Here is a 13,982-nt window from a genome sequence, read left to right on the forward strand (position 1 = left end):
ACTCGTATCATTGGTGACAGATAGCCGCCAAGGTCGGCTATCAGTCGCCTACCCGGAGGCGACAGCCACGCCTAGTGCCGGGGGAGGTACCGTGCCACTCTCCGAGCACGAGCAGCGCATGCTCGAACAGATCGAGAGCGCGCTCTATGCTGAGGATCCGAAGTTCGCGTCGTCCGTCCGCGGCGGGCGCCTTCGCTCGACCTCGAGTCGTCGCAGACTCCAGGCCGCGGCCTTGTTCGTCCTTGGTCTGTTTCTACTCGTCGCCGGCATCGCTGCTCCAGTGAAGCCCGGCGGCTTCCCGATCATCAGTTTGGTCGGATTCATCGTCATGTTCGCCGCAGGCGTGCTGCTGCTGGTCGGCAGTTCCAAGGGCATCGCGAAGGGTGATCGGGCCGGCGGAGACGCCGCGCCCGGTAGTCCAGGCGGTGGAACGACCGGACAGCGTGGCCGCCAACGCAAGTCCGGCGGTTTCTCCGAGCGCATGGAGGACCGATTCCGGCGACGGTTCGAGCAGGATTAGCTCGCCCGTAGCCTGACAACTCCAGACCACGGCGACGCCGCACCGATTCGGTGCGGCGTCGCCGTCTCGCGTGCGCCTTCGTGCGCGCCGCCGAGGCGAGCCGCGCGGGTTTGCCGCGCTTGCTCCACATCTCCCCACAAGTTCCCCCACTTCGCCCCCTCGCTCGGCTGAGTCAGGGGGCGCCTGGGCGTTTGCTGGGTGTTTCCGGGCCTTTGTCCATGCGGACTGTGCGTGTCGGCAGAACACGCAAAAAGTTCTCCACCACAGTGATAGCTGGGATGACCTGCGAAATCGTCTGGGTCGGGAGCCAGATCACCGGCAGTTTCGATTGAAAGTGGGGGAAAGTGGGGTAATGTGGAGCGCGCACTACAGGAAAGGCCGACCATCGAGGTGATCGACTAGGGAGGTATCGAGTTGTTTCTCGGTACCTACACACCTCGGCTGGACGACAAGGGGCGACTCACGTTGCCTGCGAAATTTCGAGACGATCTGGCGGGAGGGTTGATGGTCACGAAGGGTCAGGACCACAGCCTTGCCGTGTACCCCAAGGAAGAGTTCACCGCGCTCGCTCGCCGGGCCGCGGCGGCATCTCGAAGTAATCCGCAGGCGCGCGCATTCGTCCGGGCACTAGCGGCCGGAACGGATGAACAACGTCCCGACGCCCAGGGTCGGATCGTGTTGTCGGCCGAACATCGGCGCTACGCAAACCTGCAACGGGATTGCGTGGTAACCGGCTCGGTCGATTTCCTCGAAATATGGGACAAGCAGGCGTGGGACACCTACCTCGCCGAGCACGAGGAGGATTTCTCGCAAGCGAGAGACGAGTCGCTGGGCGGAATCTTCTAGCCCCGAGCGAACGAGTGCCGCGCGGCCTCTGCCCGGACGCGGACCCTGACGTACTTCCCCGACGCCAGGTGCCGAGGTTCGGTCAGAGACCACGAGGCATTCGTCTCCGGCAACGGTTTCTTTAGACAAGGCGACCCGTGCGCGGTGCGCGACGAAGCGAGGCAGATCCCGGGAGGTCGAGGTGAACCGTGAGCAGGACGGCCCCCGCCATGTTCCTGTTCTGCTCGGTCGGGCCGACGCGCTGCTCGGGCCCGCGCTCACCGAACCCGGTGCGGTCTACCTCGACGCGACCCTCGGTCTCGGCGGACACGCCGAACACTTCCTGCGCACCTACCCCGGTCTCCGTCTGGTCGGTCTCGACCGGGATACCGCCGCGCTGAAACTGGCCGCCGAGCGGCTCGCGCCGTACGCGGACCGAATCACGCTGGTGCACACCCGATACGACGGGATCGCCGAGGCGCTCGACCAAGCGGGTCTGCGCGCCACCGGATCGGTCTCCGGCATCTTGATGGACCTCGGTGTGTCCTCGATGCAGCTCGACGAGGCCGACCGTGGCTTCGCCTACTCCGTCGACGCGCCGCTGGACATGCGGATGGACCCCACCACCGGGCCCACCGCCGCCGACGTGCTCAATACCTACAGTCACGGCGATCTGGCCCGGGTGCTGAAAACCTATGGGGAGGAACGCTTCGCGGGCCGCATCGCTTCGGAGGTGCTGCGCCGCCGCCAGCAGAAGCCGTTCACCACCAGCGCCGAACTGGTCGAGCTGCTCTACGCGGCGATCCCGGCGGCGACCCGCCGGACCGGCGGGCATCCGGCCAAGCGCACCTTCCAGGCGTTGCGGGTGGAGGTCAACCGCGAGCTCGATTCGTTGCGCGCCGCGTTGCCTGCGGCCCTGGACGCCTTGCGGATCGGCGGTCGCATAGTTGTCATGTCGTATCAGTCACTCGAGGACAAGGTGGTCAAGCAGGAGTTCGCGCCGCGCGCGGCCTCCAGGACCCCCGTCGACCTACCGGTCGAATTGCCCGGCATGGGACCGGAATTCCGGATGTTGACCCGTGGCGCGGAGAAGGCGACCGAGGAGGAGATAGCGGAAAATCCGCGTGCCGCACCCGTCAGGATGCGCGCCGCGGAGCGAATTCAGGAGGTCGGATGAGACATGTGCTTGTCCGGCCGGCCGGGTGTGGGGCCTGGACAAGGGAGGCCGGTAGTCCCGCACAGACTCACGAGGGGACAGTATGAGTATTCGGACGCGGACCGTCGACGCACCCGGGCGGATCGCCCGCCGGGTCCATGACTCCGAGCGGGTGAAATCGGGTGCCGCGCAACGGGCTTACGCCCGCCGCCGGACCCGCGCCGAAACCCGTTCGGACACACCGGTGCTGCCGAAGCGCCAGGGTTCGGTGATGGCCGCGCGCATTCCGTTCGTCGCGGCGATCATCGCGTTGCTCGGTTGTGGTCTCGCGCTCACCCTGCTGCTGACCACCCGCGCCGCGGAGGACAGTTACCAGCTCGGTGACATCAAGGCGACCAACAAGCGGCTGGCCGACGAGCGGGCCGCGCTGCAGCGTGAGGTCGAGGCGGCCGATTCCGCCCCCGAACTCGCCGCCCGCGCAAGGGAACTCGGCATGATCCCGGCCAAGGACCCGGCCCGGCTGGTACTCGGACCGGACGGCACCGTGACGGTGATCGGCAAGCCGACGCCCGCCCAGGGTCCGCCGGTGCCGCCGCTGAACGTCTCGCCCACCGCCCCGATCGGCCCGCAGGCGGGCAATGTGCAGGCCCGCGGTGAGCGCGTGGTTCCGGTGACCACCACGCCACCGCCACCGGCGCTGCCGCCAGCTCCCGGTAGTGCTGCGGCGAACAACGCGCAGGTGAACGCGGCTCCGGCGAGTCCGGTTCCGGTCAGTCCGGTCCCGCAGGCGCCCGCCGAGGCCGCACCGCAACAGGCCGAAGCTGCGCCGCCCGCTGCCGATGCCGCGCTGGGACAGGCGGAATCCACTCAGCCACAGGTACTTCCAGACGGAGGGCAGCGGTGACCCAGACCAGGCCCGCGCCGCGCAGGCGCCGCGAGCCTGGTCCGAGCAAGGCCGCCAGACCACGCACCGCCGCACCCAAGAAGAATCAGCCGCTGCGCAGGCGGCTTGGCGCGGGCCGGATCATCATGCTGATCGCCCTGGGTGTCGTCGCGCTGCAACTGCTGTGGATCCAAACCATCAACGCGCCGAGTCTTTCCGCGCAGGCCGCGGACCAGCGCACCACGCACGAGCCCGATTACGCCATCCGCGGCCCGATCACCGACCGCAACGGCAAATCGCTCGCCTACACCATCGCCGCGAAACAGCTGCATTTCCAGCCGGTTCCGGTCCGCAAGCAGCTGGCCGACGCGAAAGCCAAGAACCCCAAGGCGCCCGACCCGGACGAGCGGCTCAAGGCCATCGCCAAGACCGTGCACGACAAGCTCGGTAAGGCGGGGCCCACCGAAGCGGAGCTGCTCGCGAAGCTGCGCAGCGACGAGACGTTCGTGTACCTGGCGCGCGGCGTCGACCCGCGGATCGCCGCGGATATCCGCACGCAGTTCCCCGAGGTCGGCGCGGATGCGCAGTATCCGAGGGAGTACCCGGGCGGTTCGCTGGCGGCCAACGTCATCGGCGCCACCGGCTGGGACAGTCACGGCCAGATCGGTCTGGAGTCCTCGCTCGACTCGGTGCTCGCGGGCACCGACGGTTCGCGCACCTACGACCGCGGCTCCGACGGCACCGTCATTCCCGGCAGCTGGCGCGACAAGCAGGACGCCGTGAACGGCAACGGTGTCGAGCTGACCCTGGACTCGGATCTGCAGTACTACGTCCAACAGCAGGTGCAGCAGGCCCGCGACCTGTCCGGCGCGAACTCGGCGTCGGCGGTCGTGCTGGACGCCAAGACCGGGCAGGTGCTCTCGATGGCCAACGACAACACCTTCAATCCCAAACTGTCGCCGCAGAATTGGGCCTCCGCCGACATGGACAACCCCTCGGTGACCGAGGTCTTCGAGCCGGGATCGGTGAACAAGATCGTCACGGCGGCCGCGGCCATCGAGTACGGGCTGACCAATCCGGATGAGGTACACCAGGTTCCGGGCAACATCCGGATGGCGGGGGTGACCGTCAACGACGCCTGGCAGCACGACGTCGCGCCGTACACCACCACCGGCATCTTCGGTAAGTCCTCCAACGTGGGCACGCTGATGCTCGCCCAGCGGGTCGGCGAGGACCGCTTCGCCGACATGCTGCACCGGTTCGGGCTCGGCCAGCGCACCGGGGTCGGCCTACCCGGCGAGAGCGCGGGCGTGGTCCCGGCCAGGGATCAGTGGTCGGGCGGCACCTTCGCCAACCTCCCCATCGGCCAGGGCCTTTCGATGACGACGCTGCAAATGACGGCCATGTACCAGGCCATCGCCAACGACGGTGTCCGCATCCCGCCGCGCATCATCAAAGCCAAGGTCGCCCCGGACGGCACCCGCACCGACGAGACGCAGCCCGACGGCGTGCGCGTGGTGAGCCCGCAGACGGCCGCGACGCTGCGCACCATGTTCCAGTCGGTGGTCCAGCGTGATCCGATGGACGCCAACGAGAACGGCACCGGCGGGCCCGCCGCGATCGAGGGCTACCAGATCGCGGGCAAGACCGGCACCGCGCAGAAGGTCGACCCCAGCTGTGGCTGCTACTCGACCTCGTCGTTCTACATCACCTTCGCGGGCATCGCCCCGGCCGACAACCCGCGCTACGTGATCGGCCTCATGCTCGACAATCCGGTGCGCAGCTCCGACGGCAGCGGCGGCCAGTCCGCGGCACCGCTGTTCCACAACATCGCCTCCTGGGCGATGCAGCGCGACCGCATCCCGCCGTCGCCGGAGCCGTCCAAGCGATTCGTGCTGCAGGCCGACTGAATCGGTGCGGTGCCCGACCAGCCGAGCAGACGGTGTGCCGCGTTCGCGGCACCCGTCTGCCCGGCCGCGGGTGCGGCGCGCCGCGCGGGCGACGGCATTGTCCGTCGGCGGCACGGCAACACCTGGGCGCGTTGCTGACCCGTGACCGGCCGTCGGTAACCTGACTCGTCGTCCCAGTCCCCGCCCGTATCAGAGAGGAGCAATGTGCCTGCGCAGTCCAGCCAGCACGCGCTCCGGCCCGCTCGCCCACCGTCGACCGCGCTGACCGCCGTGCAGGCGCTGACCGGCGCCGCGGCGACCGGACCCGCGTTCGACGAGATCCAGGTCACCGGAGTCGAGCAGCGGTCACAGGCGGTGCGGCCCGGTGACCTCTTCACCGCCCTGCCCGGCGCGCAGGCGCACGGTGCCCGTTTCGCCGCCGACGCGGTCGAGCGTGGCGCGGTCGCGGTATTCACCGATGCGGCGGGTGCGGAGCTCGCGGGGGAACTGCCGGTGCCGGTGCTGGCGCGCGAGGATCCGCGCGCGGTGCTCGGCGAGCTGTCCGCGGCGATCTACGGCAATCCCTCTGAACAGCTGCGCATCGTCGGCATCACCGGCACCTCCGGCAAGACGACCACCTCTTATCTGGTGGAGGCCGGGCTGGCGGCCGCGGGCCTGTCGACCGCGCTGATCGGCACCATCGAGACCAGGATCGGCGGCCGTCGAGTGCCGAGCGCGCTGACCACCCCCGAGGCGCCGCAGCTGCACGCGATGTTCGCGCTGATGGTCGAGCAGGGCGTGGACGCGGTGGTGATGGAGGTGTCCAGCCACGCGCTGGCGCTGGGCCGGGTGGACGGGGTCCGCTTCGCGGTCGGCGCGTTCACCAACCTGTCGCAGGATCACCTGGACTTCCACGCCGACTTCGAGGACTACTTCGCCGCCAAGCGCAGGCTGTTCGAGCCCACCTCGCCGGTGGCCGCCCGGACCGCGGTGATCTGTGTCGACGACGAGTGGGGCGTGCGCCTCGCCGAGGGGCTCGACGGTCCGATCACGGTGTCCACCACCGGAACCGGTGATTGGCGGCTGGACGGCGCGATCGCGGCGCACGGTGGCGAACAGGAATTCAGCGCGGCCGGGCCCACCGGCAATGTCGCTGTGCGACTACGTCTTCCGGGGCGCTACAACGTCGCCAATGGCCTACTCGCGGTCGCCGTGTGCGCCGCCGCCGGGGTCGACGCCTCGGTCGCCGCGCCCGCCCTGGCCACCGTCGATGTGCCGGGCCGGATGCAGCGGGTGGAGCGCGGCCAGGACTTCCTCGCGATCGTCGACTACGCGCACAAGCCCGCCGCGCTGGAATCGGTGATCGCCACGCTGCGTGGCCATCTCGCGGCCGACGCGCCGGAGTCGCCGGGACGCCTCGCCGTGGTGGTCGGTGCCGGCGGTGACCGCGACGCGGGTAAGCGTCCGCTGATGGGCGAGGTGGCGGCCCGCGGCGCCGATCTGCTGATCATCACCGACGACAATCCGCGCAGCGAGGATCCGGCGCGGATCAGGGCCGCGCTGCGGTCCGGTGCGCTGGCGGTGGCCGAGGACGCGCGCGGTGTCGTGCGCGAGATCGGCGATCGCGCCGAAGCCATTGCGGCGGCGGTGAATTGGGCTCAGCCCGGCGACGTGGTACTGGTTGCGGGTAAGGGGCACGAGGCCGGACAGGAGATCCGGGGCGTGAAGCACCCCTTCGACGACCGCGACGTGCTCGCGGCGGCACTGGACAAGCGAAGTCCGCACAACGCGGACGCGGAGGACTTGACGGTTTCATGATCGAGATGACACTGCGGGAGATCGCGGACGTCGTCGGCGGCACGCTGCACGACGTCCCCGACCCGGCGGCGCGGGTCACCGGTTCGGTGGAGTTCGATTCGCGCCGAATCGGTTCCGGCGATCTGTTCCTGGCCCTGCCGGGGGAGCGGTCCGACGGCCACGACTACGCCGCCGCGGCGGTCGCGGCCGGTGCGGTCGCGGTGCTCGCGGCCCGCCCGGTGGGCGTGCCCGCCATCGTCGTCACGCCGAGTCCCGGCTCGGTGCCGTCGAGTTCGGTTGCGCTGGCGGCCGATTCGGACGGGTCCGGGGCCGCGGTGCTCGCCGCGCTCGGCGACCTGGCCCGCGCCAGCGTGCAACGCCTCACCGCGGCAGGCACTCTCACCGTCGTCGGGGTGACCGGATCCTCGGGCAAGACCTCCACCAAGGACCTGCTCGCCGCCGTGCTCGCGCCGCTGGGCACCGTGGTCGCGCCGCCGGGTTCGTTCAACAACGAGCTCGGCCATCCGTGGACCGCGTTGCGCGCCAACGCCGATACCCGCTTCCTGGTGCTGGAGATGTCCGCGCGCGGGCCGGGGCATATCGCCGCGCTCGCCGAGGTCGCGCCGCCGAGCATCGGCGTCGTGCTCAACGTCGGCACCGCGCACCTCGGTGAGTTCGGCAGCCGCGAGGCCATCGCCAAGACCAAAGGCGAACTGGTGCAGGCGCTTCCGCCGACCGGTCTGGCCGTGCTCAACGCCGACGACCCACAGGTCGCCGCGATGACGTCGCGGACGACCGCCCGCGTGGTGATGGTTGGCCAGTCCGACAGCGCCGACGTGCGGGCCACCGACATCCGCCTGGACCACGAGGCACGCGCCGGTTTCACCCTGCACACCCCGGCGGGCAGCATCCCGATCCAGTTGGCCGTGCACGGCGAACATCAGGTCGGCAACGCGCTGTCCGCGGCGGCGGTCGCGCTGGAATGCGGTGCGGACCTCGAGACCATCGCCCGGTCGCTGTCCGGTGCGCACGCCGCCTCGGCCCGCCGGATGGATGTGCGGACCACCGCGGGCGGCGTGACCGTCGTCAACGACTCCTACAACGCCAACCCCGATTCCGTCCGCGCCGCCCTGAAAGCGCTGGTCACAATGGCGCGCGCGGGCGAGACCCCGCGCCGCAGCTGGGCCGTGCTCGGCGAGATGGGCGAGCTGGGCGAAGAATCCGTCATCGAACACGATCTGATCGGCCGGCTCGCGGTGCGGCTGGACGTGCACCGGCTGATCGTGGTCGGCACCGGAAGGCCGTCCCGGGCGATGCATCAGGGAGCGGTGATGGAAGGCTCATGGGGCGAGGAGGCGATCCTCGTGCCCGACATCGGCGCGGCCATCGCGTTGCTCGACGACGAAGTCGAGGCGGGTGATGTGGTGCTGGTCAAGGCGTCGAAGTCGGTGGGCCTCTGGGAGGTCGCCGAACACTTGATCAATGCGGAGCCATCCAGCGGACGTACGGGAAGCACGGAGGCAAGGGATTGAGCGAGCGAGTCATCAATACAGCGACCGCTTGTCGAACGGTTGAGCCGAGCGCTAGCGAGGCTTGGTCGTGAGTGAGCGAAGCGAGCGAACCAGTAGTACAGCGACCGCTTGTCGAACGGCGAAGCTGAGCGCTAGCGAGGCTTGGTCGTGAGACAAATCCTATTCGCGGCTGCGATAGCGCTCGCCGTATCGATTCTGCTGACCCCGCTGCTGATCAAAATGTTCGCCAAGCAGGGCTTCGGTCAGGAGATCCGGGTCGACGGCCCGGCCAGTCACCAAGCCAAGCGCGGCACCCCGACCATGGGCGGCGTGGCCATCATCATCGGCATGTGGGCCGGCTACCTCGGCTCGCATCTGATCGGCATCGGCTACCGCGCGGACGGCCCGTCGGCGTCCGGCCTGCTGGTGCTCGGCCTGGCCACCGCGCTGGGCGGTGTCGGCTTCGTGGACGACTTCATCAAGATCCGCAAGCAGCGCAACCTCGGCCTCACCGCCGCGGGCAAGTATCTCGGCCAGCTGACCGCCGCCGTCGTCTTCGGTGTGCTCGCACTGCAGTTCCGCGGCGCGAGCGGGCTGACACCGGCCAGCAGGCAGCTGTCCTATGTCCGCGACATCAGCACGGTGACGATGGGTGTCGTCGTGTTCCTGGTCTTCGTCTGCCTCGTCGTCGTCGCCTGGTCCAACGCGGTGAATTTGACCGACGGACTGGACGGGCTCGCCGCCGGATCGATGAGCCTGGTGCTCGGCGGCTACGTGGTCATCACGTTCTGGCAGTACTACCACGCCTGCGAGATCAAGGCCGAGGTCGGCTGCTACAACGTGCGCGACCCGCTCGACCTTGCGTTGGTCTGTGCCGCGGGCGCCGCCGCGTGCGTCGGGTTCCTGTGGTGGAATGCCGCGCCCGCCAAGATCTTCATGGGCGACACCGGCTCGCTGGCGCTGGGCGGCATGCTGGCCGGACTGTCCATCACCACACGGACCGAGCTGCTGATGATCGTCATCGGCGCGCTGTTCGTGGCCGAAACTCTGTCGGTGGTGCTGCAGGTGGCGGTGTACCGCACCACGCGCAACCGGCTGTTCAAGATGGCGCCGTTCCATCATCACTTCGAACTCAGCAAGTGGGCCGAGACTACGGTGATCATCAGGTTCTGGCTATTGGCCGCGATGGCTTCGGCCATCGGCCTCGGCTTGTTCTACAGCGAATATCTCTCTGCGGTCGGGTGAACTAGCGATGGTCGAACATTCTCCTCGGGCCCTGCGAACACCGGGGCCCATGCTCGAATTCCTGCGTGGCCGTGACGTTCTCGTCGCGGGCTGGGGCATATCGGGGCGCTCGCTGGTCGAGCCGTTGCGCGATATCGGCGCGCGCCCGGTGGTCACCGACGGCGGCGCCGCGGCGCTCGCCGAGGCGGCCGGCCTCGGCCTGGACATCGCCACCTGCGTGGAACTGGAAACCACGGACTGGAGCCGGTTCGCGCTGGTGATCACCAGCCCGGGCTGGCGGCCGGACTCGCCGGTGCTCGCCGCGGCGGTCGCCGAGGGCATCCCGGTGTGGGGCGACGTCGAATTCGCCTGGTGGGTCGATCAAGCCAGGATCTACGGCCCGGTCCGCAAGTGGCTGGTGGTGACCGGAACCAACGGCAAGACCACCACCACGCAGATGACGCACGCCATCCTGCGCGCCGCGGGCATCCCGAGTGTCGCGTGCGGCAATATCGGCCTGCCCATCCTGGATGCGTTGCGGCGCAACCCCGGACCGCAGGTGCTCGCCGTCGAGCTGTCCTCGTTCCAGCTGCACTGGGCGCCGTCGGTGCGTCCGGAGGCGGGCGTGGTGCTCAATGTGGCCGAGGATCATCTGGATTGGCACGGCGGGCTCGACGCCTACGCCGCCGCGAAGGCACGCGCGCTGGTCGGCCGGGTCGGCGTGGTCGGTCTCGACGATCCGGTGGCGGCCTCGCTGGCCCGTCGCTCGAAAGCCCGGCGCACCGTCGGCTTCCGGATCGGCGTGCCCGCCGACGGTGAGCTCGGCGTGGTCGACGGCAAACTGCTCGACCGCGCGTTCACCAAGGCCGCGATCCTTGCCGAGGTCGGCGATATCAGCCCGCCCGGCCCGGCCGGTGTCGCCGACGCGCTCGCCGCGTCCGCGCTGACCAGGGCCATCGATGTGGCGCCGCAGTTCATCAGGGAGGGGCTGATCGAGCACAAGGTCGGCCCGCACCGGTCGGCGTTCGTGCGCGAGGTCGCCGGGGTCGACTTCATCGACGACTCCAAGGCCACCAATCCGCACGCCGCGCGCACCGCGATCCTGGCGCACCCGCAGGTGGTCTGGGTGGCCGGTGGTCAGCTCAAGGGCGCGCAGATCGAGGACCTGGTCGAGGAGGTCGCCGACCGGCTGGTCGCCGTGGTGCTGATCGGGGCCGACGCGCCGGTGTTCGCGGTCGCGTTGGCGCGACACGCACCCGAGGTCCCGGTCATCGAGCTGATCGCGGGAGACGATGCAGGGATGGGTGACGCGTCGAGAGATAAGGCCGACGCCGTGATGGCGCGCGCCGTACAGGCCGCGGCCGGATTCGCCACCCGCGGCGACACCGTGCTGCTCGCGCCCGCGGCGGCCTCGTTGGACATGTTCGCCGACTACACGCACCGGGGCCGCAGTTTCGCGGCGGCGGTGCACGCACTGGAAGACGGTGACGTCGGGCGGCAGCTATGAGCGAAACGACGCGGCGTAAGGAACAAGCCGGAGCCGGAGCCAGGTTCGTCGCCTGGCTGGCGCGGCCGCTCGCGTCGTTTCACCTGGTCGTCACCATCGCCACGCTGCTCACCGTGCTCGGCCTGGTGATGGTGCTCTCCGCGTCGAGCGTCGAGGCGTATGCCGATGGGGGATCGGCGTATTCGCTGTTCATCCAGCAGGCGCTGTTCGCCGCGATCGGTGCCGTCCTGTTCTATCTCGCCCTGCGTATCCCGTTGCGCCGGTTGCGGCAGTGGTCGTTTCCGTTGTTCGTGCTCTCGGTGATCGGTCTGGTGCTGGTGCTGATCCCCGGCATCGGCTCCAAGGTGCAGGGCGCGCGGCGGTGGATCGACCTGGGGCTGTTCAGCGTGCAGCCGTCGGAGATCGTCAAGGTCACCCTGGTGGTGTGGGGTGCGCATCTGCTCGCGTCGCGCCGCTCGGAACATGCCGGGCTGAAAGACATTCTGATGCCGCTGGTCCCGGCGGGCCTGCTGGTGTGCCTGCTCGTCGTCATGGAACCGAACCTGTCGACGACGATCGCGCTCGGCATCGTCCTCGCCGCGCTGCTCTGGTTCGGCGGCCTGCCGCTGCGGTTGTTCGTGACGATCTCGGTGTCCGGTCTGATCGCCGCCTTCATACTCGCCTTGTCGGCGGGTTATCGTTCCGATCGCATGCGCGCGTTCTTCAACCCCGGCGACGACCCGCAGGGCATCGGTTACCAAGCACGCCAAGCGCTCTATTCGCTCGCCGACGGCGGCATCTGGGGTCGCGGCCTCGGGCAGAGCCGGGCCAAGTGGAGCTACCTGCCCAACTCGCACAACGACTTCATCTTCGCCATCATCGGCGAGGAGCTCGGCTTCCTGGGCTGTGCGCTGGTGCTCGGACTGTTCGCGCTGTTCGTCTACACCGGGCTGCGCATCGCCAGCCGCTCGGTCGATCCGTTCCTGCGGCTGCTCACCGCCACCGCGACCACCTGGATCACCGGCCAGGCGCTGATCAACATCGGCTACGTGGTCGGGCTGCTGCCGGTCACCGGCCTGCAGCTGCCGCTGGTCTCCGCGGGCGGCTCGTCGCTGGCGATCACCCTGTTCATGTTCGGCATCATCGCCAATGCGGCCAGGCACGAACCCGAGGCGGTCTCCGCGCTGCACGCCGGGCAAGACGGTAGGTTCAGCAAGTTGCTGCGGCTGCCCAAGCCGGAGGTGTACTCGCCGGCCAGGGCGAGCGCCGCACGGGCCAGGTCCGCGCAGCGGGCCAAAGCACCACGGCCGGGCAGACAGTCGGCGCTGCCACCGGCGCGGCGCCCGCAGCCCGAGCCGCGGCGCCGCTCGCCGGAGAGCCGCGGCACCAGCTCGCTGCGCGCCACCAGAGCGTGGGAACCCAGCTATCCGGTCAACCACACAAGAGAACGAGGAAAATCTAGGTGATCTCGGTAATCGTCGCAGGCGGCGGCACGGCGGGCCATATCGAGCCCGCGCTGGCGGTGGCGGACGCGCTGCGGCGGCTCGACGATTCGATCAGAGTGACGGCGCTCGGCACCGAGCGCGGCCTGGAGACCAGACTGGTCCCCGAGCGTGGCTATCCGCTCGAGCTGATCCCGCCGGTTCCGTTGCCGCGCAAGCCGACCGCCGATCTGCTGCGGCTGCCCGGCCGGGTGCGGGCCTCGGTGGCCCGGACCAGGGCGGTGATCGACGCGGTCGAGGCCGATGTGATCGTCGGCTTCGGCGGTTACGTGGCGCTGCCTGCCTATCTGGCCGCCGGGCCGGGGTTGCTGCGGCGCCGGCGCAGGGTGCCGGTGGTGGTGCACGAGGCGAACGCCAAGGCCGGGATCGCGAACAAGGTCGGGGCGCGCCGCGCCACCCGGGTGCTTGCCGCGGTACCGGATTCGGGGCTGGCCGGTGCGCAGGTCGTCGGCATTCCGGTGCGCGCCGCGATCACCACGCTGGATCGGGCCGCGCTGCGCGCCGAGGCGCGGGCGCACTTCGGACTCCCCGCCGAGGGACCGGTGCTGCTGGTGTTCGGCGGATCGCAAGGCGCGCGGAGCCTGAACGAGGCGGTCTCGGGTGCCGCGCCGCAACTCGCCGCGGCGGGCATCTCGGTGCTGCACGCGCACGGCCCGAAGAACACCCTCCAGGTTGCCGCAGCAGAGGTCGAGAGTGGCGCGCGCGCACCGTATGTGGCGGTGCCGTATCTTTCGCGGATGGATCTCGCCTACGCCGCCGCCGACGCGGTGGTCTGCCGGTCCGGCGCGATGACCGTCGCCGAGGTGTCTGCAGTCGGACTGCCCGCCTTCTATGTGCCGCTTCCGCACGGCAACGGTGAGCAGGAACTCAACGCCAGACCGGTGGTCCGGCAGGGCGGTGGCAGAATCGTGCCCGATTCGGAGTTGACCCCGAAATACGTGATCGATGAGGTGATTCCGCTGCTCATGGACCCCGCACGGCTGACCGAGATGGGCCGTGCCGCCGCCGGTGCCGGGCATCGCGACGCCGCCGATACGGTGGCGCGGATCGTGTTGGAGGTGGCCGCCGTGCGAGAGCGTCAGCGATCGAACCACAGACACAGCCGACTCTCGGGCGCGACGGAGCCGAGCGCTAGCGAGGCGCAGTCGTGAACGAGGACCTTTCCGCCCTGCCGCCGTCGTTGGCGCGG

The 13,982-nt window shown here is 69.6% G+C and carries 11 protein-coding genes; all 11 read left to right on the forward strand.

Translation table 11 applies throughout. The features are described 5' to 3' along the window. Positions 1–91 precede the first annotated feature (91 nt). A complete protein-coding gene (locus tag DMB37_RS32120) occupies positions 92–520 on the forward strand; it encodes a DUF3040 domain-containing protein (protein ID WP_135235874.1) in 429 nt (142 codons plus the stop codon). A 414-nt stretch (positions 521–934) separates the two neighbouring features. Beyond that, positions 935–1,366 carry a division/cell wall cluster transcriptional repressor MraZ gene (gene mraZ, locus DMB37_RS32125; protein ID WP_107655153.1) on the forward strand — a complete coding sequence of 144 codons (432 nt, stop codon included), beginning with the start codon at positions 935–937 and terminating at the stop codon, positions 1,364–1,366. Positions 1,367–1,547: 181 nt separating this feature from the next. Further along, a complete protein-coding gene (rsmH, locus tag DMB37_RS32130; protein WP_135235875.1) occupies positions 1,548–2,522 on the forward strand; it encodes a 16S rRNA (cytosine(1402)-N(4))-methyltransferase RsmH in 975 nt (324 codons plus the stop codon). Positions 2,523–2,604: 82 nt separating this feature from the next. Then, positions 2,605–3,405 (forward strand): hypothetical protein, encoded by an 801-nt coding sequence (locus DMB37_RS32135; RefSeq protein ID WP_206055050.1) that lies wholly within the window; start codon positions 2,605–2,607, stop codon positions 3,403–3,405. Next, positions 3,402–5,294, forward strand: coding sequence for a peptidoglycan D,D-transpeptidase FtsI family protein (locus tag DMB37_RS32140; RefSeq protein ID WP_370465241.1), 1,893 nt, complete (start codon positions 3,402–3,404; stop codon positions 5,292–5,294). Before DMB37_RS32135 ends, DMB37_RS32140 begins: the two co-directional genes overlap by 4 nt. A 204-nt stretch (positions 5,295–5,498) precedes the next feature. Beyond that, positions 5,499–7,091: a UDP-N-acetylmuramoyl-L-alanyl-D-glutamate--2,6-diaminopimelate ligase gene (locus tag DMB37_RS32145; RefSeq protein ID WP_135235876.1), complete on the forward strand. Its 1,593-nt coding sequence runs from the start codon at positions 5,499–5,501 to the stop codon at positions 7,089–7,091. Continuing rightward, complete coding sequence (murF, locus tag DMB37_RS32150; RefSeq protein ID WP_135235877.1) at positions 7,088–8,602, forward strand: UDP-N-acetylmuramoyl-tripeptide--D-alanyl-D-alanine ligase; 1,515 nt, start codon at positions 7,088–7,090, stop codon at positions 8,600–8,602. Before DMB37_RS32145 ends, murF begins: the two co-directional genes overlap by 4 nt. Before the next feature lie 147 nt (positions 8,603–8,749). Further along, on the forward strand, positions 8,750–9,826 hold the full coding sequence (mraY, locus tag DMB37_RS32155; RefSeq protein WP_107660203.1) for a phospho-N-acetylmuramoyl-pentapeptide-transferase: 1,077 nt from the start codon (positions 8,750–8,752) through the stop codon (positions 9,824–9,826). 49 nt (positions 9,827–9,875) lie between these two features. Next, positions 9,876–11,312, forward strand: a complete 1,437-nt coding sequence (gene murD, locus DMB37_RS32160; RefSeq protein ID WP_135235878.1) for a UDP-N-acetylmuramoyl-L-alanine--D-glutamate ligase — start codon at positions 9,876–9,878, stop codon at positions 11,310–11,312. Beyond that, positions 11,309–12,757, forward strand: a complete 1,449-nt coding sequence (gene ftsW / locus DMB37_RS32165; protein ID WP_135235879.1) for a putative lipid II flippase FtsW — start codon at positions 11,309–11,311, stop codon at positions 12,755–12,757. The genes murD and ftsW overlap by 4 nt, the downstream gene beginning before the upstream one ends. Next, positions 12,754–13,944 carry an undecaprenyldiphospho-muramoylpentapeptide beta-N-acetylglucosaminyltransferase gene (gene murG / locus DMB37_RS32170; protein WP_135235880.1) on the forward strand — a complete coding sequence of 397 codons (1,191 nt, stop codon included), beginning with the start codon at positions 12,754–12,756 and terminating at the stop codon, positions 13,942–13,944. Before ftsW ends, murG begins: the two co-directional genes overlap by 4 nt. Positions 13,945–13,982: the final 38 nt, after the last annotated feature.

Origin of the sequence: Nocardia sp. CS682 (genome assembly GCF_004634405.1) — a bacterium.
Taxonomy (GTDB): domain Bacteria; phylum Actinomycetota; class Actinomycetes; order Mycobacteriales; family Mycobacteriaceae; genus Nocardia; species Nocardia ninae.

Bases quoted from the DNA above. Each gene is read 5' to 3' on its own strand.
- DMB37_RS32135 (WP_206055050.1), top strand. From the start codon at position 2,605: ATGAGTATTCGGACGCGGACCGTCGACGCACCCGGGCGGATCGCCCGC.
- murF (WP_135235877.1), top strand. From the start codon at position 7,088: ATGATCGAGATGACACTGCGGGAGATCGCGGACGTCGTCGGCGGCACG.
- murD (WP_135235878.1), top strand. From the start codon at position 9,876: ATGCTCGAATTCCTGCGTGGCCGTGACGTTCTCGTCGCGGGCTGGGGC.
- ftsW (WP_135235879.1), top strand. From the start codon at position 11,309: ATGAGCGAAACGACGCGGCGTAAGGAACAAGCCGGAGCCGGAGCCAGG.